We start from the raw sequence: 22508 nt of genomic DNA, 5'->3' as shown, positions 1-22508 counted from the left end.
GAATATTTTGTTTATAATTGGTTGATCCTACTTTCATTATGATTTGCTCATATTTGGTAGAACATGTAACCATGGATTCACATATGCCATATACTTTGACCATGAGGGATGCTTGCGTGGCGTTTCATGGTGAACAGGAGATTTTTCAATGATTAAACGCGTATTGGTTGTTTCAATGGTAGGTCTGTCTCTTGTCGGTTGTGTTAATAACGACACCCTGTCAGGGGATGTTTATACCGCTTCTGAAGCGAAACAAGTACAGAATGTCAGCTATGGCACCATCGTTAATGTACGTCAGGTACAGATTCAGGGCGGTGATGATTCCAACGTTATCGGCGCAATTGGCGGTGCTGTACTTGGTGGTTTCCTGGGAAATACTATTGGTGGCGGAACCGGGCGTTCTCTGGCTACTGCAGCAGGGGCCGTTGCAGGTGGTGTAGCCGGTCAGGGCGTACAGAGTGCAATGAACAAAACGCAGGGTGTCGAGCTGGAAATTCGTAAAGATGATGGCAACACCATCATGGTGGTACAGAAACAAGGGAACACTCATTTCTCTCCAGGCCAACGTGTCGTACTGGCCAGCAATGGCAGTCAGGTGACCGTTTCCCCGCGCTAAATAAGTTTGCGTGTGGTCAGGTTACTGACCACACGCCCCCTTCATTTCACCCTTTGGCCTGTAACTCAATGATATTATGCTCAAGTTTTGCGATGAGCTTAATCAGTTGTTCCAGTTCCTCTGCGGAGATGCCATGTAAAATTTCCGCGCGGGTTTTGTTAATAACAGCCTCCATTTCGCTGATCAGTGGCTCTGCCTTTTCCGTCAGTTTAATACGTTTAGCCCGACGATCGCTGGCACAAGTTTGACGCGAAATTAACCCTTTTTCTTCCAGTTGGTCCAGCGTACGGACCAGTGATGGCTGCTCGATGCCAATCGCTTTTGCCAGTTGAATTTGCGACTGGTCTGGAGGTAACTGATGGATATTGTGTAACGTAACCCAATGGGTTTGTGTTAACTCCAGCGGTTTCAGGCGATGGTCTATCAGAGCACGCCATATGCGCACCAACCGTGCCAGATCAGAACCTAGTGGCGATTCCAATTTCATCTCCTTATAATTAGCTTGCTAAGATATTATGCGGCTTTTAGAATAGTGTGCAGCAATTGTATTGCTAAAACAAATGTATTGCTGCATTTGGTTACCGTCAGACATATTTTTCAGAAATTGCGCGTAAATTTTTCGCACTTAAAGAATATTTATTAATCTAACGCAATATATTCTGTCGTAAAGGAATCTACTTTGTGAAGTTTATGCTCAATGCAACAGGATTGCCCTTACAAGATCTGGTGTTCGGTGCGTCCGTCTACTTTCCTCCGTTTTTCAAAGCCTTCGCGTTTGGATTCGTCATCTGGCTTGTCATACACCGCCTGCTTCGTGGCTGGATCTACGCTGGTGACATCTGGCATCCCTTGTTAATGGATTTATCGCTGTTTGCGATTTGCGTTTGCCTTGCTCTGGCAATACTGATTGCGTGGTAACTATGTCAATTAAAACAATTAAGTATTTCTCAACAATCATTGTAGCGGTAGTTGCGGTTCTTGCCGGATGGTGGCTGTGGAATTATTACATGCAATCTCCGTGGACACGCGACGGGAAAATACGCGCAGAACAGGTTTCTATCACCCCACAGGTGTCGGGACGTATTGTTGAGCTGAATATAAAAGACAACCAGCTGGTTAACGCGGGGGATCTTCTGCTCACGATCGATAAAACGCCCTTTCAGATCGCCGAGCTGAACGCACAGGCTCAGCTGGCGAAAGCGCAATCTGACCTCGCAAAAGCCAATAACGAAGCGAATCGTCGTCGTCATCTCTCACAAAATTTTATTTCTGCCGAAGAACTCGATACCGCTAACCTCAATGTTAAAGCGATGCAGGCCAGCGTTGATGCCGCACAGGCGACGCTGAAACAGGCACAATGGCAACTGGCGCAAACGGAAATTCGCGCCCCGGTGAGTGGATGGGTGACTAATCTCACTACCCGCATCGGCGACTACGCTGACACCGGGAAACCGCTGTTTGCCCTTGTTGACAGCCACTCGTTTTACGTCATTGGTTATTTTGAAGAAACCAAGTTGCGCCATATCCGCGAAGGTGCACCAGCACAAATTACCCTCTATAGTGATAACAAAACGTTACAGGGTCACGTGTCCAGTATCGGTCGGGCGATTTATGATCAGAGCGTTGAAAGTGACTCAAGCCTTATTCCGGATGTGAAACCTAACGTCCCCTGGGTTCGCCTCGCCCAACGCGTTCCCGTCCGCTTTACGCTGGATAAAGTCCCAGGCGATGTCACGCTGGTGTCGGGCACCACCTGTAGCATTGCCGTAGGTCAATAATGAACGCATCGTCATGGTCCTTGCGCAATTTGCCCTGGTTCAGGGCCACGCTGGCGCAATGGCGTTATGCGTTACGCAATACCATTGCCATGTGTCTGGCGCTGACGGTTGCCTATTATTTGAATCTGGATGAACCCTATTGGGCGATGACCTCGGCTGCGGTGGTTAGCTTTCCCACCGTTGGCGGTGTCATCAGCAAAAGCCTCGGACGCATCGCTGGCAGTTTGCTCGGAGCCATTGCAGCACTGCTTCTTGCCGGACATACGCTCAATGAGCCGTGGTTTTTTCTATTGAGCATGTCGGCGTGGCTTGGCTTTTGTACCTGGGCCTGTGCGCACTTCACGAATAACGTCGCGTATGCATTTCAACTGGCGGGCTACACGGCTGCCATCATCGCCTTTCCGATGGTTAATATTACTGAGGCCAGCCAGCTGTGGGATATCGCTCAGGCGCGTGTTTGCGAGGTGATAGTCGGTATTTTGTGCGGCGGCATGATGATGATGATCCTGCCGAGCAGTTCCGATGCTACAGCCCTTTTAACCGCATTGAAAAACATGCACGCCCGATTACTGGAACATGCCAGTTTACTCTGGCGGCCTGAAACAACCGATGCCATTCGTGCAGCACATGAAGGGGTGATTGGGCAGATACTGACCATGAATTTGCTGCGTATCCAGGCTTTCTGGAGCCACTATCGTTTTCGCCAGCAAAACGCACGCCTTAATGCGCTGCTCCACCAGCAATTACGTATGACCAGTGTCATCTCCAGCCTGCGACGTATGTTGCTCAACTGGCCCTCACCGCCAGATGCCACGCGAGAAATTCTCGAACAGCTGCTGACGGCGCTCGCCAGTTCGCAAACAGATGTTTACACCGTCGCACGTATTATCTCCCCACTACGCCCGACCAACGTCACCGACTACCGGCACATCGCCTTCTGGCAGCGACTACGTTATTTTTGCCGCCTTTATCTGCAAAGTAGTCAGGAATTACATCGTCTACAAAGCGGTGTAGATGATCATGCCAGACTCCCACGGACATCCGGCCTGGCTCGTCATACCGATAACGCCGAAGCTATGTGGAGCGGGCTGCGTACATTTTGTACGTTGATGATGATTGGCGCATGGAGTATTGCTTCGCAATGGGATGCCGGTGCCAATGCTTTAACGCTGGCAGCAATTAGCTGCGTACTCTACTCCGCCGTCGCAGCACCGTTTAAGTCTTTGTCACTGCTGATGCGCACGCTGGTGTTACTTTCGCTATTCAGCTTTGTGGTCAAATTTGGCCTGATGGTGCAGATTAGCGATCTGTGGCAATTTTTACTGTTTCTCTTTCCACTGCTGGCGACAATGCAGCTTCTTAAATTGCAGATGCCCAAATTTGCCGCACTGTGGGGGCAACTGATTGTTTTTATGGGTTCGTTTATCGCTGTCACTAATCCCCCGGTGTATGATTTTGCTGATTTTCTTAACGATAATCTGGCAAAAATTGTTGGCGTCGCGTTGGCGTGGTTAGCGTTCGCCATTCTGCGTCCAGGATCGGATGCTCGTAAAAGCCGCCGCCATATTCGCGCGCTGCGCCGGGATTTTGTCGATCAACTAAGCCGCCATCCAACACTGAGTGAAAGCGAATTTGAATCGCTCACTTATCATCACGTCAGTCAGTTGAGTAACAGCCAGGATGCGCTGGCTCGCCGTTGGTTATTACGCTGGGGTGTAGTGTTGCTGAACTGTTCTCATGTTGTCTGGCAATTGCGCGACTGGGAATCGCGTTCCGATCCGTTATCGCGAGTACGGGATAACTGTATTTCACTGTTGCGGGGAGTGATGAGTGAGCGTGGCGTTCAGCAAAAATCACTGGCGGCCACACTTGAAGAATTACAGCGGATTTGCGACAGCCTTGCCCGTCATCATCAACCTGCCGCCCGAGAACTGGCGGCAATTGTCTGGCGGCTGTACTGCTCGCTTTCGCAACTTGAGCAAGCACCGCCGCAAGGTACGCTGGCCTCTTAATTACTTAATTACACCACAGGCATAGCGTTCACCGCCACCGCCCAGCGGTTTGGGTTGATCGGACATATTATCGCCGCCAACGTGGACTATCAGCGCTTTGTCTTTGACTTCATCCAGTGATTTCAGACGAGGCGCGATGACGGCATCGGTCGCCTTGCCGTCATTATTGACTACCAGTGCAGGCAGATCGCCTAAATGCCCGGCACCTTCTGGCCCTTCATGTTTACCGGTATTTTGTGGATCAAGATGCCCGCCTGCGGATTCTGCGGCGCTGGCTTTGCCATCTTTGGTGGCTGGCTGGCAGCTTCCTTTGGCATGAATATGGAAGCCATGTTCACCGGGAGGTAATGCTTTCAGATCGGGCGAAAACTCCAGACCTTTATCGGTTTCAGTAATGGTGACGCTACCAATTGACTGCCCAACCCCTTGCGACGTGACGAGGTTCATCTCGACTTTTTCACTGGCAGCTTGTGCGCCGGTCGCAACAACCAGCGCCAGAATGGCCAGACTAAAACGTTTCATAGGACCTCCGTTCATTGTGCATTCCTGAATAAGTGTAAACCAGTGACACATTTTTGAACGGCGGCTATTCCTAAAAGTGCTTACGGTACGTCGTAACCTAGTGCCGCTTTACGGATACGGAACCATTGTTGACGGGTCATTTTCAGTGTTTCTGCTTCGACTGCTGCCCGTACGCGCTCAATTTTACCTGAGCCGATAATTGGCAGCGGCTGCGACGGTAAACGTAATACCCAGGCGTAAACCACCTGTTCAATCGAGCCCGCGTTTAACTCCTCTGCCACCACAGCCAGTTCATCACGCAGCGGCTGGAAATAATCATCATTAAACAGACGACCACCACCAAGGCAGGACCACGCCATCGGACGAACACGCAGTTGTTGCAGTTGGTCGAGCGTGCCATCCAGCAGTAACGGCTGATGCACCGGGGATATTTCCACCTGATTAGTGGCAAGGGTAAATGGCAGGCGTGATTGCAACAGCGCAAATTGCGCAGGTGTAAAGTTCGATACACCAAAATGACGCACTTTGCCGCTCTGATGCAGATGTTTAAAGGCGTCCGCCACTTCATCGGCATCCATTAACGGGTCTGGTCGGTGGATTAACAGCAGATCCAGATGATCGGTCGCGAGATTAATTAGCGACTGTTCGGCGCTCTTAATGATGTGATCGCGGTCAGTGATGTAATGGCCAATGACGTTTTCTTCACACGCGGTCGTCGCGATACCGCATTTACTGACGATTTCCATCCGTTCACGCAGGTGAGGTGCCAGTTTCAGCGCCTCGCCAAACGCCGCTTCGCACTGATAGCCACCATAAATATCAGCATGGTCCACGGTGGTCACGCCGAGATCCAGATGCTCTTCAATAAAACTGACCAACTGGCGGGCGGACATGTTCCAGTCCATCAATCGCCAGTAGCCCATCACAAAATGGGAAAACTCCGGGCCTTGCGGCGCAATAGTAATACGCTGAACCATAATCGCTTCCTCTTATCAGATATGAGAGGAGTATACGCAAGATTAGGCTCAAAAGAGTGATGGTTGCTCCGGTTCGTCTGATGACGCTGGCTTATTTGCACGTAATTTGCGCATTAATCGCTGCCGACAAAGGCGCAACACTTCTTGTTTTTCGCCATCGCTCATTTTATTCCAGTTAAAACGCTCATCCCGGCTACGAAAACAGCCGCGACAAAATCCCCGTTCGTCAGACTGGCAAATTCCCCGGCACGGGCTCTGGACGGGAAAGAACTCTAATTGCTCCGTCACCTCGCCCTCCTCAGATAAGATTATTACCATTATTGAAGCTGTTAATGTCCAAAGTAGCAACTTTGCTTGCACTAGACCGACTGGTCTACTACACTCCAACGCATGAACAAACACACCGAACATGATACTCGCGAACATCTCCTGGCGACGGGCGAGCAACTTTGCCTGCAACGTGGATTCACCGGGATGGGGCTAAGCGAACTCCTAAAAACCGCTGAAGTGCCGAAAGGGTCCTTCTATCACTACTTTCGTTCTAAAGAAGCGTTTGGCGTTGCCATGCTTGAGCGCCATTACGCCGCATATCACCAGCGACTGACTGAGTTGCTGCAATCCGGCGAAGGTAACTACCGCGACCGCATACTGGCTTATTACCAGCAAACACTGAACCAGTTTTGCCAACATGGAACCATCAGTGGTTGCCTGACAGTAAAACTCTCTGCCGAAGTGTGCGATCTGTCAGAAGATATGCGCAGCGCAATGGATAAAGGGGCTCGCGGCGTGATCGCCCTGCTCTCTCAGGCGCTGGAAAATGGCCGTGAGAACCATTGTTTAACCTTTTGTGGCGAACCGCTGCAACAGGCACAAGTGCTTTACGCACTGTGGCTTGGTGCGAATTTGCAGGCCAAAATTTCGCGCAGTTTCGAGCCACTGGAAAACGCGCTGGCCCATGTAAAAAACATTATTGCGACGCCTGCCGTTTAGCAGGCATTTTTTATCACCAGACGACCGGGAGCCTTTATGTCATCTGAAAAACTGTATTCCCCACTGAAAGTGGGCGCGATCACGGCGGCAAACCGTATTTTTATGGCACCGCTGACGCGTCTGCGCAGTATTGAACCGGGTGACATCCCTACCCCGTTGATGGCGGAATACTATCGCCAACGTGCCAGTGCCGGTTTGATTATTAGCGAAGCCACGCAAATTTCTGCCCAGGCAAAAGGATACGCAGGTGCACCTGGCATCCATAGCCCGGAACAAATTGCCGCATGGAAAAAAATTACCGCTGGCGTTCATGCTGAAAATGGTCATATGGCCGTACAGCTGTGGCACACCGGACGCATTTCTCACGCCAGCCTGCAACCTGGCGGTCAGGCACCGGTAGCGCCTTCAGCACTTAGCGCGGGAACACGTACTTCTCTGCGCGATGAAAATGGTCAGGCGATCCGTGTTGAAACATCCATGCCGCGTGCGCTTGAACTGGAAGAGATTCCGGGTATCGTCAATGATTTCCGTCAGGCCATTGCTAACGCGCGTGAAGCCGGTTTTGATCTGGTAGAGCTCCACTCTGCTCACGGTTATTTGCTGCATCAGTTCCTTTCCCCTTCTTCAAACCATCGTACCGATCAGTACGGCGGCAGCGTGGAAAATCGCGCGCGTCTGGTGCTGGAAGTGGTCGATGCCGGGATTGAAGAATGGGGTGCCGATCGCATTGGCATTCGCATTTCGCCAATCGGTACTTTCCAGAACACGGATAACGGCCCGAATGAAGAAGCCGATGCACTGTATCTGATTGAACAACTGGGTAAACGCGGCATTGCTTATCTTCATATGTCAGAACCAGATTGGGCGGGAGGTGAACCATATACTGATGCGTTTCGCGAAAAAGTACGCGCCCGTTTCCACGGTCCGATTATCGGCGCAGGTGCATACACAGTAGAAAAAGCTGAAACGCTGATCGGCAAAGGGTTAATTGATGCGGTAGCATTTGGTCGTGACTGGATTGCGAACCCGGATCTGGTCGCCCGCTTGCAGCGCAAAGCTGAGCTTAACCCGCAGCGTGCCGAAAGTTTTTATGGTGGCGGTGCTGAAGGTTACACTGATTACCCGACGCTGTAATCCAACATTGCGAGCGGCGCAAAGCCGCCGCTATACTAAAACAACTTTTTGAATCTGTTAGCCATTTTGAGGATATAAAGATGCGTCTTCTTCATACCATGCTGCGCGTTGGCGATCTGCAACGCTCCATCGATTTTTATACCAACGTGCTGGGCATGAAACTGCTGCGTACCAGCGAAAACCCGGAATACAAATACTCACTGGCGTTTGTTGGTTACGGCCCGGAAACCGAAGAAGCAGTGATTGAACTGACCTACAACTGGGGCGTGGATAAATACGAACTCGGCACTGCTTATGGTCACATCGCGCTTAGCGTAGATAACGCCGCTGAAGCGTGCGAAAAAATCCGTCAAAACGGGGGTAACGTAACCCGTGAAGCGGGTCCGGTAAAAGGCGGTACTACGGTTATCGCATTTGTGGAAGATCCGGACGGTTACAAAATTGAATTAATCGAAGAGAAAGACGCCGGTCGCGGTCTGGGCAACTAATCTCCTGCCGGGCGTGAACTCATCGCGCCCGCATCTTTACTGCATCGACAAGTAATATTTGTCATAATGCGCGCTGCAATTTATCCGTATTAAGAGAATCAGATGTCCGATAACGCTCAACTTACCGGTCTGTGCGACCGTTTTCGTGGTTTTTATCCTGTTGTGATCGATGTTGAAACAGCCGGATTTAACGCCAAAACCGATGCGCTGCTTGAGATTGCCGCCATCACCCTGAAAATGGATGAACAAGGCTGGCTGATGCCGGACACCACATTACATTTCCACGTCGAACCATTTGTCGGCGCAAATTTGCAACCAGAGGCCCTTGCCTTCAATGGCATTGATCCGAACGATCCCGATCGCGGCGCGGTCAGCGAGTACGAGGCGCTGCACGAAATTTTTAAAGTTGTACGTAAAGGTATTAAAGCGAGCGGCTGTAACCGCGCCATTATGGTGGCGCACAACGCCAATTTCGATCACAGCTTTATGATGGCCGCCGCAGAACGCGCCTCACTGAAACGTAACCCGTTCCACCCTTTCGCCACTTTTGACACTGCTGCACTGGCCGGGCTGGCACTCGGACAAACCGTATTGTCAAAGGCTTGCCAGACAGCTGGCATGGACTTCGACAGCACCCAGGCGCACTCCGCGCTGTACGACACCGAACGCACTGCTGTGCTGTTTTGTGAAATCGTCAACCGCTGGAAACGTCTGGGAGGCTGGCCACTACCTGCCGCCGCAGAGGTGTAATCGAGTCGATGCCTGATGACATGCAATGATTCAGGCATCTATAGTGAGGCTATTCCACGCATCATGCATGATATTCACGGGGAATAGCGTTAATGGCAAATAATCCAAACCCTTCATCGCCCCTGCCGGACGTGTTTTCGCCGGCGACCCGCGACTGGTTTCTTCGCGCCTTTAAACAGCCGACCGCTGTCTAGTCGCGAACCACGGCTGCGCTTTACGCTAACAGAAGTGAATGACCTACCGGTCCGGCAAACGCCGATGTTTACGCTGTTACGTGAGGCGGGATTTTCAAGTTCGCCACAAGGGCTGGATTGGGGATAGAGAAAGGACTGACGGATGCCCGTTCGCATCCGTCAGTATTGCAGGACGGATTATTCCGCGTCCGGCTCTTCAGACTTGTATTTAGCGGCAGTTTCTTTGATCAGCTGCTGCAGTTCACCACGCTGATACATTTCGATCACGATATCACAACCGCCCACCAGCTCGCCGTCAACCCACAGTTGCGGGAAGGTCGGCCAGTTCGCATATTTCGGCAGTTCCGCACGAATGTCCGGATTCTGCAGAATATCAACATAGGCAAAACGTTCGCCACATGCGGCAAGCGCCTGGACTGCCTGGGCAGAGAAACCGCAGCTCGGCAGTTTCGGTGAACCTTTCATGTACAGCAGGATCGGGTTTTCAGCAATCTGGCGTTGGATTTTTTCGATAGTGGTGCTCATTGTCTTGCTTCCTCAAACTTCTTTACGGCAGTAATCTGACATTGTAGCGGGTCAGTGCGGCATCGGAAAATAACATTTTCATCACGCTTTTGCTATTTTATCCCTTTGCTCTATTTGTTGCATTTCAAATATTCGTTTCTTCCCTGATGCACGGCAAACTGGCGTATTTATAACCATTTTTAGCTTTCACTGCTGCATTTTTTTGCGCTCGCCGACGAAACGTATTTTTTAACAATAAAAGCTATTAACTTTCTCTTCTTCTATGCATTAGAATCATCAAGTTTTGTAAATCAGACGCAGGCATGATAGACCTGCCTTAACAGAGGGACGCTCAGTGGCGCGGATAAACCGTATTTCGATCACGCTCTGTGCTTTACTTTTTACCACCCTGCCTTTAACGCCTATGGCCCATGCTTCAAAGCAAGCCAGGGAGAGTTCTGCTACCACTCATATCACCAAAAAAGCAGATAAAAAGAAAAGCACGGCAACCACCCAAAAGACCCAGAAAGCCAGCCAGAAAACAGCGAAAAAAGCCGCCAGTAAAAGTACGACCAAAAGCAAAACCGCTTCTTCCGTTAAAAAATCTTCCATTACCGCTTCTAAAAACGCCAAAACTCGCAGCAAACACGCCGTCAATAAAACGGCCTCAGCCAGCTTTACCGAAAAGTGTACCAAACGTAAGGGCTATAAATCGCATTGTGTGAAAGTCAAAAATGCCGCGTCAGGAACCCTTGCCGACGCGCACAAAGCGAAGGTGCAAAAAGCCACAAAAGTGGCAATGAATAAACTGATGCAGCAAATTGGTAAGCCATATCGTTGGGGTGGCAGCTCACCGCGTACCGGTTTTGATTGCAGCGGTCTGGTTTATTACGCTTATAAAGATTTGGTGAAAATTCGTATTCCGCGTACGGCGAATGAAATGTATCACCTGCGCGATGCAGCGCCAATCGAACGTAGTGAACTGAAAAACGGCGACCTGGTCTTCTTCCGTACTCAGGGACGCGGTACAGCCGATCATGTCGGCGTGTATGTCGGCAACGGCAAATTTATTCAGTCACCGCGCACGGGCCAGGAAATTCAAATCACTTCTCTCAGTGAAGACTACTGGCAGCGCCACTATGTTGGCGCTCGCCGGGTAATGACCCCAAAAACACTTCGCTAAAACTTTACCCTGTTGTTACGGCAACAGGGTAAGTTCATCTTTTGTCTCACCTTTTAATTTGCTACCCTATCCATACGCACAATAAGGCTATTGTACGTATGCAAATTAATAATAAAGGAGAGTAGCAATGTCATTCGAATTACCTGCACTACCATATGCTAAAGATGCTCTGGCACCGCACATTTCTGCGGAAACCATCGAGTATCACTACGGCAAACATCATCAGACTTATGTCACTAACCTGAACAACCTGATCAAAGGTACCGCGTTTGAAGGTAAACCACTGGAAGAGATTATTCGCAGCTCTGAAGGTGGCGTATTCAACAACGCAGCTCAGGTCTGGAACCATACTTTCTACTGGAACTGCCTGGCACCGAACGCGGGTGGCGAACCGACTGGAAAAGTCGCTGAAGCTATCGCCGCATCTTTTGGCAGCTTTGCCGATTTCAAAGCTCAGTTTACTGATGCAGCGATCAAAAACTTTGGTTCTGGCTGGACCTGGCTGGTGAAAAACAGCGATGGCAAACTGGCTATCGTTTCAACCTCTAACGCGGGTACTCCACTGACCACCGATGCGACTCCGCTGCTGACCGTTGATGTCTGGGAACACGCTTATTACATCGACTATCGCAATGCACGCCCTGGCTATCTGGAGCACTTCTGGGCGCTGGTGAACTGGGAATTCGTAGCGAAAAATCTCGCTGCATAATAACTGATGGCAAATGCAACATTACCTGATGCGCTTCGCTTACCATGCCAACGCGGATGAGGCGTTAACAGCGCATTCGGCAAGATAAATCGCACGTTGCCAGCAACTGTAACGCAGAAGGTTATCCTTCTGCGTTTTTGTTTAATTAGCTGTTGGCAACGCAAACTGCTTCAGGTTGTTTTCTGGCTGACATAAACACCAGCAATAATGCCAGTCCCGCGACAATCGCCCCCATCACCGGCACAAAACTGTATCCCAGCCCAGCGGAAATTACCGCACCACCAGCAGCTGCTCCCAGCGCATTTCCAAGATTAAAGGCACCAATATTGACTGATGAAGACAGACCTGGCGCTTCACTGGCGACACGCATCACGCGCATCTGTAACGGCGGTACGATCGCAAAGGTTGCAGCTCCCCACACCACCATGCTAATAGCTGCGCCGAACTCATTGCGGGCCAGGAACGGGATTGCCAGCATAATCACCATCAGCAACAACAAAAAGCCTTTCAACGTGCCGTTAACTGAACGATCTGCCAGTTTGCCGCCGAGATAGTTACCGATAGAGAATCCGACACCAATCAGCACCAGCATTGCCGTGACGAACACCGGCGTTACGTGGGTAATGCTTTGCAGTACCGGAGAGATATAGGTGTAGAGGGTAAACATTGCACCAGCGCCCAGTACCGTCGTCAGCAATGCAGACAGCACCTGCGGACGCATTAATACCGCCAGCTCTTTTTTCACTTCAGGTCGCGCCCCTGCGCCACCTTTAGGTAATGAGAGGAACAGACTTACCATTGAAATCACGCCCAGCCCCGCTGTTGCCAGAAATGACATCCGCCAGCCGATGGTTTCGCCCAACCAGGTCGCCGCCGGCACGCCACCGATATTTGCCAGGGTTAACCCCATAAACATAGTGGCAACTGCGCTGGCCTGTTTATGTTTTGGCACTACGCTTGCGGCCACGACTGAACCCAAACCAAAAAATGCCCCGTGATTCAGGCTGGTCAAAATGCGTGAAAGCATCAGGGTCATATAATCCGGCGCGATGGCGGAAAGTACGTTGCCAAGCGTGAAAATCGCCATCAGGAAAATCAACGCACTGCGGCGGGCACGATGAGAAAGTAGAAGCGTCATCAGCGGCGCGCCAACCATTACGCCAACTGCATAAGCACTGATTAACATTCCGGCAGCGGGAATCGAGACATCCACACCGCGCGCAATGACGGGCAACAAGCCCATTGGCGAGAACTCCGTTGTCCCGATACCAAACGCGCCAATCGCCAGCGCCAGCAACGGATAGTTAATTTTCATGCCTTATCTCCACCTCTTCGCGTCATTACGCGATATTCATTAAAGTGGCGAAAGCATGACAGTAATCACAAAAAAATGAAAATAACAAAAAGAGAAAACACTTTTGCCATTTTGCTAACAAACAGGAAGGAGATGCGAGGGAGAACGCGCTCCCTCGAGAGGAAATCAGTGCAGCGCGGCAGTCAAACCCACGGCCACGATCAAACCGAGGACGATAATCGTTGTTACCAGTGAAAATTTAAGGTCGGTGCTCATCAAGTTTTCTCCTTTTTTATTACCACACAAAAAGTGATATTACGCATTTTTACACACTGTGATGAAAAAATCTCCCGTCATTTATAATGATAAGTGTTTTTACTACTTCCCCTTTTCGTCAAGATCGGCCAAAATTCCACGCTTACACTATTTGCGTACTGGCCATTGACCCCTTCCTGACGCTCCGTGTCGTTTTTCCGGCGTACCGCAACATTTTTGTTGTGCGTAAGGTGTGTAAAGGCAAACGTTTACCTTGCGAATTTGCAGGAGCTGAAGTTAGGGTCTGGAGTGAAATGGAATGGCAACAATAAAAGATGTAGCGAAACGAGCAAACGTTTCCACTACAACTGTGTCACACGTGATCAACAAAACACGTTTCGTCGCTGAAGAAACGCGCAATGCCGTGTGGGCAGCAATCAAAGAATTACACTACTCCCCTAGCGCGGTGGCGCGTAGCCTGAAGGTTAACCACACCAAGTCTATCGGTTTGCTGGCGACCAGCAGCGAAGCGGCCTATTTTGCCGAGATCATTGAAGCGGTCGAAAAAAATTGCTTCCAGAAAGGTTACACCCTGATTCTGGGCAATGCGTGGAACAATCTTGAGAAACAGCGGGCTTATCTGTCGATGATGGCGCAAAAACGCGTCGATGGTCTGCTGGTGATGTGTTCTGAGTACCCAGAGCCGTTGCTGGCGATGCTGGAAGAGTATCGCCATATCCCAATGGTGGTGATGGACTGGGGTGAAGCAAAAGCTGACTTCACCGATGCGGTCATTGATAACGCGTTCGAAGGCGGCTACATGGCCGGGCGTTATCTGATTGAACGCGGTCATCGCGAAATCGGCGTTATCCCTGGCCCGCTGGAACGTAACACCGGCGCAGGCCGTCTTGCTGGTTTTATGAAGGCGATGGAAGAAGCGATGATCAAAGTGCCGGAAAGCTGGATTGTGCAGGGTGACTTTGAACCTGAATCCGGTTATCGCGCCATGCAGCAAATCCTGTCGCAGTCGCATCGCCCTACTGCCGTCTTCTGTGGTGGCGATATCATGGCAATGGGCGCACTTTGTGCTGCTGATGAAATGGGTCTGCGCGTGCCGCAGGATGTTTCGCTGATCGGTTATGATAACGTGCGCAACGCCCGCTATTTTACGCCGGCGCTGACCACGATCCATCAGCCAAAAGATTCGCTGGGCGAAACAGCGTTCAACATGCTGTTGGATCGTATCGTCAACAAACGTGAAGAACCGCAGTCCATTGAAGTGCATCCGCGGTTGATTGAACGCCGCTCCGTGGCTGACGGCCCGTTCCGCGACTATCGTCGTTAATCACCCGTTGCGGGAGTCTCTTCCGGCTCCCGCAGCCACTCCTTATTCAGCGTCTCACTATCGCCGAGATACTCAAGCAACCAGGTTAACGCAGGCGACATATCATTTTGCTGCCATGTCAGACAACATGCCGAATCCGGGAAGGGGTTTTCCAGTTTTAGTGCTACCCACTTCCCCTCATTAAGCCACGGTTTGGCGAAATGTGTTGGCACCATCCCTATGCATAATCCTGCCGAGATACAGGTTGCCGATGATTCCCAGTCAGGCACGACAAGTCTTTTTTGGTTATCCAGCAACCAGGTAATACGTTTAGGTAGCGTTCGCGAGGTGTCTTCGCGCACCAATGACGGCCAGTTGCGCAACGTATCATCGCTGAACGGGCCATCCATCAACGCCAGCGGGTGGTGGCTGGCAACAACGCAACTCCAGCTTAACATCCCCATATCCCGGAAGGCATAACGACCGCCTACCGGAATCGCGCGTGTTGCGCCAATCGCCAGTTCCACGCGCCCGTCGGAAAGTGCATCCCAGACACCGTTGAACACTTCCTGAAAGACAAGGAGTTCGACATCATCAAAATGGCGATAAAAATCAACGATCATCTGCCGTGTTCTCTCTGGCCTGACAATATTATCCACTGCGATAGCTAACTGACCGCGCCAGCCGTTCGCTATCTGCTGACATTGCTGGCGGGTGATCTGCATTTTTTTGACAACAGAGCGCCCTTCTTTGAGAAACCACGCCCCGGCTGCGGTCAGTTCCACATCACGGTGACGTCGTTCAAACAGCGGCACCGCCAGCCACTCTTCCAGCTGACGCACGGTATAGCTGACCGCAGAAGGAACGCGATGCAACTCCTGGGCTGCGGCGCTAAAACTACCATTACGCGCTACCGCATCAACAACTTCGAGAGAATATTCTGACCACATAGTCTGCCTGCAAAATTTTTGAAACCAATCATCAAATATTACCGTTTCACAACACTAATTTCACTCCTTACACTTTGCGGCGGTGTTTAATTGAGAGATTTAGAGAATATACATGCAACCTGGGAAAAGATTTTTAGTCTGGCTGGCGGGTTTGAGCGTACTCGGTTTTCTGGCAACCGATATGTATCTGCCTGCTTTCGCCGCCATACAGGCCGACCTGCAAACGCCTGCGTCTGCTGTCAGTGCCAGCCTTAGTCTGTTCCTTGCCGGTTTTGCCGCAGCCCAGCTTCTGTGGGGGCCACTCTCCGACCGTTATGGTCGCAAACCGGTGTTATTCATCGGCCTGACAATTTTTGCGTTAGGTAGTCTGGGGATGCTGTGGGTGGAAAACGCCGCCACGCTGCTGATATTGCGTTTTGTACAGGCTGTGGGTGTCTGCGCCGCGGCGGTTATCTGGCAAGCATTAGTGACAGATTATTATCCTTCACAGAAAGTTAACCGTATTTTTGCGACCATCATGCCGCTGGTGGGTCTATCTCCGGCACTGGCTCCTCTGTTAGGAAGCTGGCTGCTGGTCCATTTTTCCTGGCAGGCGATTTTCGCCACCCTGTTTGCCATTACCGTGGTGCTGATTCTGCCTATTTTCTGGCTCAAACCCACGACGAAGGCCCGTAACAATAGTCAGGATGGTCTGACCTTTACCGACCTGCTACGTTCTAAAACCTATCGCGGCAACGTGCTGATATACGCAGCCTGTTCAGCCAGTTTTTTTGCATGGCTGACCGGTTCACCGTTCATCCTTAGTGAAATGGGTTACAGCCCGGCAGTTATTGGTTTAAGTTATGTCCCGCAAACTATCGCGTTTCTGATTGGTGGTTATGGCTGTCGCGCCGCGCTGCAGAAATGGCAAGGCAAGCAGTTATTACCGTGGTTGCTGGTACTGTTTGCTGTCAGCGTCATTGCGACCTGGGCTGCGGGCTTCATTAGCCATGTGTCGTTGGTCGAAATCCTGATCCCATTCTGTGTGATGGCGATTGCCAACGGCGCGATCTACCCGATTGTTGTTGCCCAGGCGCTGCGTCCCTTCCCACATGCAACCGGTCGCGCCGCAGCGTTGCAGAACACTCTGCAACTGGGTCTGTGCTTCCTCGCAAGTCTGGTAGTTTCCTGGCTTATCAGTATCAGTACGCCATTGCTCACCACCACCAGCGTGATGTTATCAACAGTAGTGCTGGTCGCTCTGGGTTACATGATGCAACGTTGTGAAGAAGTTGGCTGCCAGAATCATGGCAATGCCGAAGTCGCTCATAGTGAATCACACTGATCTATATCGATATACTTATACTTAGGCTGCTAACAAAATTTTGTTGTATGATTGAAATTAGCGGCCTATACTAATTTCGAGTTGTTAAAACTACGATAAATATTATGTTATTACGGGGACAGGATCGTTCCCGACTCACTATGGATGGTCATTTCGGCAAGGGTTCCTCCTTTCCCTCTGTTCTACGTCGGATTATAGACTCGCGGTTTTTTCTGCGAGATTTCTCACAAAGCCCAAAAAGCGTCTACGCTGTTTTAAGGTTCTGATCACCGACCAGTGATGGAGAAACTATGAGTTCATCGTGTATAGAAGAAGTCAGTGTACCAGATGACAACTGGTACCGTATCGCCAACGAATTACTTAGCCGTGCCGGTATAGCCATTAACGGTTCTGCCCCGGCGGATATTCGTGTCAAAAACCCCGATTTTTTTAAACGCGTTCTGCAGGAAGGATCGTTGGGGTTAGGCGAAAGTTATATGGATGGCTGGTGGGAATGTGACCGACTGGATATGTTTTTTAGCAAAGTCTTACGCGCAGGTCTCGAGAACCAACTTCCCCATCATTTCAAAGACACGCTGCGTATTGCCGGCGCTCGTCTCTTCAATCTGCAGAGTAAAAAACGTGCCTGGATAGTCGGCAAAGAGCATTACGATTTGGGTAATGACTTGTTCAGCCGCATGCTTGACCCCTTCATGCAATATTCCTGTGCTTACTGGAAAGATGCCGATAATCTGGAATCTGCCCAGCAGGCGAAGCTCAAAATGATTTGTGAAAAATTGCAGTTAAAACCAGGGATGCGCGTACTGGATATTGGCTGTGGCTGGGGCGGACTGGCGCACTACATGGCGTCTAATTATGACGTAAGCGTGGTCGGCGTCACCATTTCTGCCGAACAGCAAAAAATGGCTCAGGAACGCTGTGAAGGCCTGGATGTCACCATTTTGCTGCAAGATTATCGTGACCTGAACGACCAGTTTGATCGTATTGTTTCTGTGGGGATGTTCGAACACGTCGGACCGAAAAATTACGATACCTATTTTGCGGTGGTGGATCGTAATTTGAAACCGGAAGGTATATTCCTGCTCCATACCATCGGTTCGAAAAAAACCGATCTGAATGTTGATCCCTGGATTAATAAATATATTTTTCCGAACGGTTGCCTGCCCTCTGTACGCCAGATAGCTCAGTCCAGCGAACCCCACTTTGTGATGGAAGACTGGCATAACTTCGGTGCTGATTACGATACTACGTTGATGGCGTGGTATGAACGATTCCTCGCCGCATGGCCAGAAATTGCGGATAACTACAGTGAACGCTTTAAACGGATGTTTACCTATTATCTGAATGCCTGTGCAGGTGCTTTCCGCGCCCGTGATATTCAGCTCTGGCAGGTCGTGTTCTCACGCGGTGTTGAAAACGGCCTTCGAGTCGCTCGCTAAAGGCTATTCTATCGCCCCCGCTCCGGGGGCGATTTCAGATCAGGCTTCTGTACCTGGTTGATTCATGGCATTTTCTCGTGCCGCCAGCACACGTTCTACCGTATCTACCACTGCCTGAGTTTGTGGATCGATTTCAATGTTGACGCGTGCGCCGAGTTTTTTCTTCCCAAGAGTCGTGCGTTCCAGTGTTTCCGGAATTAAATGGACGCAAAAACGCGTTGGCGTGACTTCGCCGACGGTCAGGCTAATACCGTCGATGCCAATAAATCCTTTGTACAGGATATATTTCATCAACTGACTATCCTGGACTTTAAACCAGATCTGACGATTATTTTCCGAGGTTAATATTTTCGCCACTTCAGCGGTGGTCATAATATGACCTGACATTAAGTGTCCGCCAATTTCATCGCTGAATTTCGCCGCACGCTCAACGTTTACCCAATCCCCCACTTTTAAATCACCAAGATTAGTAATGCGTAACGTTTCTTTCATCAGGTCAAAACTGACATGGTTGCCGTTAATTTCCGTCACGGTCAGGCAGCAACCGTTATGCGCCACGGACGCACCGGTTTCCAGTCCGTCCAGCATGTGGTCGGGTAACTCCACCACATGCATGCGAAAATTTGGTTTCTCGTCAATCGACACCAGTTTTGCGGTGCCCTGTACAATCCCCGTAAACATACTTACAACTCCTGAAATCAGTTAAGACATTCTGTTCAGCACAATAGCAGGTGGAAAACGCCCTTACCAGTGAAGGGGTAAGAATGGCTATTTTTTCACTGGAGAATTAATAAATCCTCGCTACAATAGACTGAATTTCCCCTGCTTCTTCTTTTTGCTGCCCATTCAGGCGGCTTTTTAGTCTCTCATATAACTACAAATAAAAGGTGTTCACGTGCAGAAGTATATCAGTGAAGCGCGTCTGTTATTAGCATTAGCAATCCCGGTGATTCTCGCGCAAATCGCCCAAACTGCGATGGGTTTTGTCGATACCGTGATGGCGGGCGGCTATAGTGCCACCGACATGGCGGCGGTTGCTATCGGAACTTCTATCTGGCTTCCGGCGATCCTCTTTGGTCACGGACTGCTGCTGGCATTAACGCCGGTTATCGCGCAATTAAATGGTTCCGGTCGACGTGAGCGCATTGCGCATCAGGTGCGACAAGGTTTCTGGCTGGCAGGTTTTGTTTCCGTTCTCATTATGCTGGTACTGTGGAATGCGGGTTACATTATCCGCTCCATGGAAAACATCGATCCGGCTCTGGCGGACAAAGCCGTGGGTTATCTGCGTGCGTTGCTATGGGGCGCGCCGGGCTATCTTTTCTTCCAGGTTGCCCGTAACCAGTGTGAAGGTCTGGCAAAAACCAAGCCGGGTATGGTGATGGGCTTTATCGGCCTGCTGGTGAACATTCCGGTGAACTATATCTTTATTTATGGTCATTTCGGTATGCCTGAGCTCGGTGGCGTTGGTTGTGGCGTGGCTACTGCGGCGGTGTATTGGGTCATGTTCCTTGCCATGGTTTCTTACATTAAACGCGCCCGCTCGATGCGCGATATTCGTAACGAAAAAGGCACCGCGAAGCCCGATCCTGCGGTTATGAAACGACTGATTCAACTCGGTTTGCCAATTGCGCTGGCACTGTTCTTTGAAGTAACGCTGTTTGCCGTCGTGGCTCTGTTAGTGTCTCCGCTCGGTATTGTTGATGTCGCAGGACATCAGATTGCCCTGAACTTTAGTTCACTGATGTTCGTGCTTCCCATGTCGCTGGCGGCAGCGGTAACCATCCGCGTAGGTTATCGTCTGGGTCAAGGCTCAACGCTGGATGCGCAAACCGCTGCGCGGACCGGGCTTATGGTGGGTGTCTGTATGGCAACCCTGACGGCCATATTCACGGTTTCACTGCGAGAGCAAATCGCCCTGTTGTACAACGACAATCCCGAGGTTGTAACGCTGGCTGCGCATTTGATGCTGCTGGCGGCGGTATATCAGATTTCTGACTCTATCCAGGTGATTGGCAGTGGGATTTTGCGTGGTTATAAAGATACACGTTCCATTTTCTATATCACCTTTACGGCTTACTGGGTGCTGGGCTTGCCAAGCGGCTATATTCTGGCACTGACCGATCTGGTCGTTGAACCTATGGGGCCAGCAGGCTTCTGGATAGGCTTTATTATTGGCCTGACTTCGGCAGCCATTATGATGATGCTGCGTATGCGGTTCCTGCAACGTCTGCCGTCAGCCATCATTCTGCAACGAGCAGCTCGCTAGTAAAGACAAGGCGCAACCTTCACGGGTTGCGCCTGTGTTTTTACGCAGGCTGGAGCGTTGCGCCAATCCCGTCTTCGTCTGGCTGTAGTTTCAGTGCGTTACACAGAGTTTGCCGACTGGCATCTGTTATCTCAACGTGTATATCACCAGTAACTTCCCCTTTCACATTGATGAAGTCAGGTGAAATTTCTTTCGCACTGGTTTGCAGGCAAATGGCTCCCTCTCCGCGCAGGCGTTTCACTTTCAGTTGCACATGCGTTGCCGCATCAGTGATCAGCCACAGTTTTCCGCCATTTAGATTGATGTTACCAATACCAAAAGTGACACTGTCACCTTTTACCGTACTGCCGTCGAGAATCAATACACCGCCCTGCTGTACAGTAATCGTTGATTGTTGCAGATCTGCGCCATAGCCAATAATCATTGAAGCGCCGTCCAGTAATGCAACACTACCGGTCAGTTCAACCGGTGCGCGATCTTCCTCTACGACAAAATTTTCGTCCGCGCTGGTGGGTGACAACAGGATCACTGTCCCACCTTGTATTACCGCATTTTCCAGCGTACCGGCATGCACTTCAGCCCGACCACCCACATTAACGGACAGGTTTTGCGTCTTACCGGAACTGTAGAGCTGAAGACCATCCGTCCCCAGACGATAGATGGCTCCATTCTCAACAATAGTGTCAGAGTCTTCACCACCGAGATTATTCATGGTGCCACCAGCAAGCAACGTATCACTGGCTTTCCCCGCCAGCATAAAAACGCCGCCCTGATTAATCTCACAATTGCAGGCTTCCCCACCTGGATACACCAACAATTCACCACCTTCATCTACCACGACCGCTGAGGTTGTCCCATTGACCAACAGGCCACCCTCTTGATCGAGAATAATTTTTTCCGCGCGATGGCCTTCCAGTACACGCAGGTTACCGCCATTTTCCAGCAACAAACCGCAGGCATAACCTTTATCAACGCTGAATTCACCTTCGGGATGGCGGCCATTAACCGTAGCGAGCGTAGAGAGACTAATTGCGCCTCCCTCGGACTGAACAATATCTGTGGCAATGGCACCGTCGCTGACCGATAGTGTGCCATTGTTACCGTACTGTGTGCATTTGGCTATCCCACCGGTTGCCACTTTCAACCAGCCAGCCCCCGTGACCACGGTATTTTCGGCTCTTCCGCCAGCTTCAACAATCAACTCGCCTTCAGTAAGTTGCGTCGCGCCAATAACCTCGCCGGTCTTAACAATTTGCACGTTCCCGTCGCTCATCAAGTTTTTCGCATCAGATCCCATGATTTATTCCTTTGCTGCATCTGTGTGCCTTTATTGCTACCTAAGTGTAAAGGCTACGAAGGATTTATCCACGACAGATTTGAGATGGTGGCAAACAACTCTGTTTAAACTCTGATACACGGATTATTGGGTTGTATCAGATGTAAATGCGATCCTGAATAAAAATCGCCCTTGCAAATCAACAAAATATAGCCAATTTGCTTAAAAGCTCTGCAAACGGTCGAAATAGCGCAGAAAATTACGTTTTGCCTCTTGCCACCTTCCCACTCTGCCGCTAATATTCGTCCCCGTTGTCACCTACAACGTTGCGTTCATAGCTCAGTTGGTTAGAGCACCACCTTGACATGGTGGGGGTCGTTGGTTCGAGTCCAATTGAACGCACCATCCTGCGTCCGTAGCTCAGTTGGTTAGAGCACCACCTTGACATGGTGGGGGTCGGTGGTTCGAGTCCACTCGGACGCACCAGATTTTCTTAATCTGGTCTTCTCCTTTTTTCCCT

At 50.4% G+C, this 22508-nt stretch carries 24 protein-coding genes, 2 tRNA genes and 2 pseudogenes; 18 read left to right on the top strand and 10 right to left on the bottom strand.

The genetic code is table 11. The annotated features are described in order from the left end of the window. Positions 1-148: 148 nt before the first annotated feature. Positions 149-616 (top strand): outer membrane lipoprotein SlyB, encoded by a 468-nt coding sequence (gene slyB / locus ACJHX4_RS16165; RefSeq protein WP_000597201.1) that lies wholly within the window; start codon positions 149-151, stop codon positions 614-616. Positions 617-662: 46 nt separating this feature from the next. On the opposite strand, the gene slyA is transcribed toward slyB, so the two are convergent. Continuing rightward, positions 663-1097: a transcriptional regulator SlyA gene (gene slyA / locus ACJHX4_RS16160; protein ID WP_000445640.1), complete on the bottom strand. Its 435-nt coding sequence runs from the start codon at positions 1095-1097 to the stop codon at positions 663-665. A 200-nt stretch (positions 1098-1297) separates the two neighbouring features. Here slyA and ACJHX4_RS16155 point away from each other — a divergent pair, with 200 nt between their 5' ends. Genes ACJHX4_RS16155 through ACJHX4_RS16145 form a run of 3 tightly spaced genes read left to right on the top strand, consistent with a single transcriptional unit; the run spans position 1298 to position 4406 of the window. After that, positions 1298-1534 (top strand): DUF1656 domain-containing protein, encoded by a 237-nt coding sequence (locus tag ACJHX4_RS16155; protein ID WP_000670994.1) that lies wholly within the window; start codon positions 1298-1300, stop codon positions 1532-1534. A gap of 2 nt (positions 1535-1536) precedes the next feature. Continuing rightward, positions 1537-2394 (top strand): HlyD family secretion protein, encoded by an 858-nt coding sequence (locus ACJHX4_RS16150; RefSeq protein WP_001296098.1) that lies wholly within the window; start codon positions 1537-1539, stop codon positions 2392-2394. Continuing rightward, positions 2394-4406: an FUSC family protein gene (locus ACJHX4_RS16145; protein WP_000994341.1), complete on the top strand. Its 2013-nt coding sequence runs from the start codon at positions 2394-2396 to the stop codon at positions 4404-4406. The genes ACJHX4_RS16150 and ACJHX4_RS16145 overlap by 1 nt, the downstream gene beginning before the upstream one ends. Here ACJHX4_RS16145 and sodC read toward each other — a convergent pair whose 3' ends face one another. From sodC to ACJHX4_RS16130, 3 genes are all read right to left on the bottom strand, one after another. Continuing rightward, positions 4407-4928: a superoxide dismutase [Cu-Zn] SodC gene (sodC, locus tag ACJHX4_RS16140; RefSeq protein WP_001296099.1), complete on the bottom strand. Its 522-nt coding sequence runs from the start codon at positions 4926-4928 to the stop codon at positions 4407-4409. Between the two features lie 80 nt (positions 4929-5008). Then, a complete protein-coding gene (locus ACJHX4_RS16135) occupies positions 5009-5905 on the bottom strand; it encodes an aldo/keto reductase family oxidoreductase (protein ID WP_000250634.1) in 897 nt (298 codons plus the stop codon). A gap of 48 nt (positions 5906-5953) precedes the next feature. Further along, positions 5954-6193, bottom strand: coding sequence for a DUF1289 domain-containing protein (locus tag ACJHX4_RS16130; RefSeq protein ID WP_001531729.1), 240 nt, complete (start codon positions 6191-6193; stop codon positions 5954-5956). Between the two features lie 102 nt (positions 6194-6295). Here ACJHX4_RS16130 and nemR point away from each other — a divergent pair, with 102 nt between their 5' ends. The 6 genes and pseudogenes from nemR to ACJHX4_RS16100 all read left to right on the top strand — a co-directional run. Next, complete coding sequence (nemR, locus tag ACJHX4_RS16125; RefSeq protein WP_001032936.1) at positions 6296-6895, top strand: DNA-binding transcriptional regulator NemR; 600 nt, start codon at positions 6296-6298, stop codon at positions 6893-6895. A gap of 36 nt (positions 6896-6931) precedes the next feature. After that, positions 6932-8029: an N-ethylmaleimide reductase gene (gene nemA / locus ACJHX4_RS16120; RefSeq protein WP_000093582.1), complete on the top strand. Its 1098-nt coding sequence runs from the start codon at positions 6932-6934 to the stop codon at positions 8027-8029. Positions 8030-8109: 80 nt separating this feature from the next. Continuing rightward, positions 8110-8517: a lactoylglutathione lyase gene (gene gloA, locus ACJHX4_RS16115; protein ID WP_001237802.1), complete on the top strand. Its 408-nt coding sequence runs from the start codon at positions 8110-8112 to the stop codon at positions 8515-8517. A 102-nt stretch (positions 8518-8619) separates the two neighbouring features. Beyond that, positions 8620-9267: a ribonuclease T gene (rnt, locus tag ACJHX4_RS16110; protein ID WP_001282280.1), complete on the top strand. Its 648-nt coding sequence runs from the start codon at positions 8620-8622 to the stop codon at positions 9265-9267. Between the two features lie 92 nt (positions 9268-9359). Continuing rightward, positions 9360-9458: pseudogene (locus tag ACJHX4_RS16105) on the top strand (endonuclease); the annotation flags it as partial. 4 nt (positions 9459-9462) lie between these two features. After that, positions 9463-9588, top strand: a pseudogene (locus tag ACJHX4_RS16100) (ATP-dependent helicase); the annotation flags it as partial. A gap of 50 nt (positions 9589-9638) precedes the next feature. Here the strand turns inward: ACJHX4_RS16100 and grxD are convergent. After that, positions 9639-9986 carry a monothiol glutaredoxin 4 gene (gene grxD, locus ACJHX4_RS16095; protein WP_000108172.1) on the bottom strand — a complete coding sequence of 116 codons (348 nt, stop codon included), beginning with the start codon at positions 9984-9986 and terminating at the stop codon, positions 9639-9641. A 334-nt stretch (positions 9987-10320) separates the two neighbouring features. On the opposite strand from grxD, the gene mepH reads away from it, so the two are divergent. Both mepH and sodB read left to right on the top strand, forming a co-directional pair. Continuing rightward, complete coding sequence (gene mepH, locus ACJHX4_RS16090) at positions 10321-11148, top strand: peptidoglycan DD-endopeptidase MepH (protein WP_000101207.1); 828 nt, start codon at positions 10321-10323, stop codon at positions 11146-11148. Between the two features lie 127 nt (positions 11149-11275). After that, positions 11276-11857: a superoxide dismutase [Fe] gene (sodB, locus tag ACJHX4_RS16085; RefSeq protein WP_000007273.1), complete on the top strand. Its 582-nt coding sequence runs from the start codon at positions 11276-11278 to the stop codon at positions 11855-11857. Positions 11858-12002: 145 nt separating this feature from the next. On the opposite strand, the gene ACJHX4_RS16080 is transcribed toward sodB, so the two are convergent. Beyond that, complete coding sequence (locus tag ACJHX4_RS16080) at positions 12003-13172, bottom strand: MFS transporter (protein WP_000701057.1); 1170 nt, start codon at positions 13170-13172, stop codon at positions 12003-12005. A gap of 165 nt (positions 13173-13337) precedes the next feature. Next, the gene (gene cydH / locus ACJHX4_RS16075) at positions 13338-13427 is read right to left on the bottom strand and encodes a cytochrome bd-I accessory subunit CydH (RefSeq protein ID WP_000102278.1); all 90 of its coding nucleotides are present in this window, start codon (positions 13425-13427) and stop codon (positions 13338-13340) included. 298 nt (positions 13428-13725) lie between these two features. Here cydH and purR point away from each other — a divergent pair, with 298 nt between their 5' ends. Continuing rightward, positions 13726-14751: an HTH-type transcriptional repressor PurR gene (gene purR / locus ACJHX4_RS16070; protein WP_000190985.1), complete on the top strand. Its 1026-nt coding sequence runs from the start codon at positions 13726-13728 to the stop codon at positions 14749-14751. Here the strand turns inward: purR and punR are convergent. Beyond that, positions 14748-15680 carry a DNA-binding transcriptional activator PunR gene (gene punR, locus ACJHX4_RS16065; RefSeq protein WP_000269498.1) on the bottom strand — a complete coding sequence of 311 codons (933 nt, stop codon included), beginning with the start codon at positions 15678-15680 and terminating at the stop codon, positions 14748-14750. The genes purR and punR overlap by 4 nt on opposite strands. A gap of 112 nt (positions 15681-15792) precedes the next feature. Between punR and punC the strand changes: the two genes are divergently transcribed. Next, positions 15793-17004 carry a purine nucleoside transporter PunC gene (gene punC / locus ACJHX4_RS16060; RefSeq protein ID WP_001182336.1) on the top strand — a complete coding sequence of 404 codons (1212 nt, stop codon included), beginning with the start codon at positions 15793-15795 and terminating at the stop codon, positions 17002-17004. Positions 17005-17294: 290 nt separating this feature from the next. Continuing rightward, positions 17295-18443, top strand: coding sequence for a cyclopropane fatty acyl phospholipid synthase (gene cfa, locus ACJHX4_RS16055; protein ID WP_000098896.1), 1149 nt, complete (start codon positions 17295-17297; stop codon positions 18441-18443). A 39-nt stretch (positions 18444-18482) separates the two neighbouring features. On the opposite strand, the gene ribE is transcribed toward cfa, so the two are convergent. After that, positions 18483-19124: a riboflavin synthase gene (gene ribE / locus ACJHX4_RS16050; RefSeq protein ID WP_247773377.1), complete on the bottom strand. Its 642-nt coding sequence runs from the start codon at positions 19122-19124 to the stop codon at positions 18483-18485. A gap of 214 nt (positions 19125-19338) precedes the next feature. On the opposite strand from ribE, the gene mdtK reads away from it, so the two are divergent. Continuing rightward, positions 19339-20712: a multidrug efflux MATE transporter MdtK gene (gene mdtK / locus ACJHX4_RS16045; protein WP_001174939.1), complete on the top strand. Its 1374-nt coding sequence runs from the start codon at positions 19339-19341 to the stop codon at positions 20710-20712. 40 nt (positions 20713-20752) lie between these two features. Here mdtK and ACJHX4_RS16040 read toward each other — a convergent pair whose 3' ends face one another. Continuing rightward, the gene (locus ACJHX4_RS16040; RefSeq protein ID WP_000534260.1) at positions 20753-22009 is read right to left on the bottom strand and encodes an AIDA repeat-containing protein; all 1257 of its coding nucleotides are present in this window, start codon (positions 22007-22009) and stop codon (positions 20753-20755) included. A gap of 307 nt (positions 22010-22316) precedes the next feature. Here ACJHX4_RS16040 and ACJHX4_RS16035 point away from each other — a divergent pair. Both ACJHX4_RS16035 and ACJHX4_RS16030 read left to right on the top strand, forming a co-directional pair. Next, a tRNA-Val gene (locus ACJHX4_RS16035) sits at positions 22317-22393 on the top strand. Between the two features lie 4 nt (positions 22394-22397). Then, a tRNA-Val gene (locus tag ACJHX4_RS16030) sits at positions 22398-22474 on the top strand. The last annotated feature ends 34 nt before the right edge of the window (positions 22475-22508 follow it).

The sequence above is a fragment of the Escherichia sp. WS2035 genome, assembly GCF_046487065.1.
GTDB classification, from domain to species: Bacteria; Pseudomonadota; Gammaproteobacteria; order Enterobacterales; family Enterobacteriaceae; genus Escherichia; species Escherichia coli.
The sequence above is the reverse complement of the archived record's forward strand: the minus strand, read 5'-3'. Positions and strand labels throughout refer to the sequence as shown.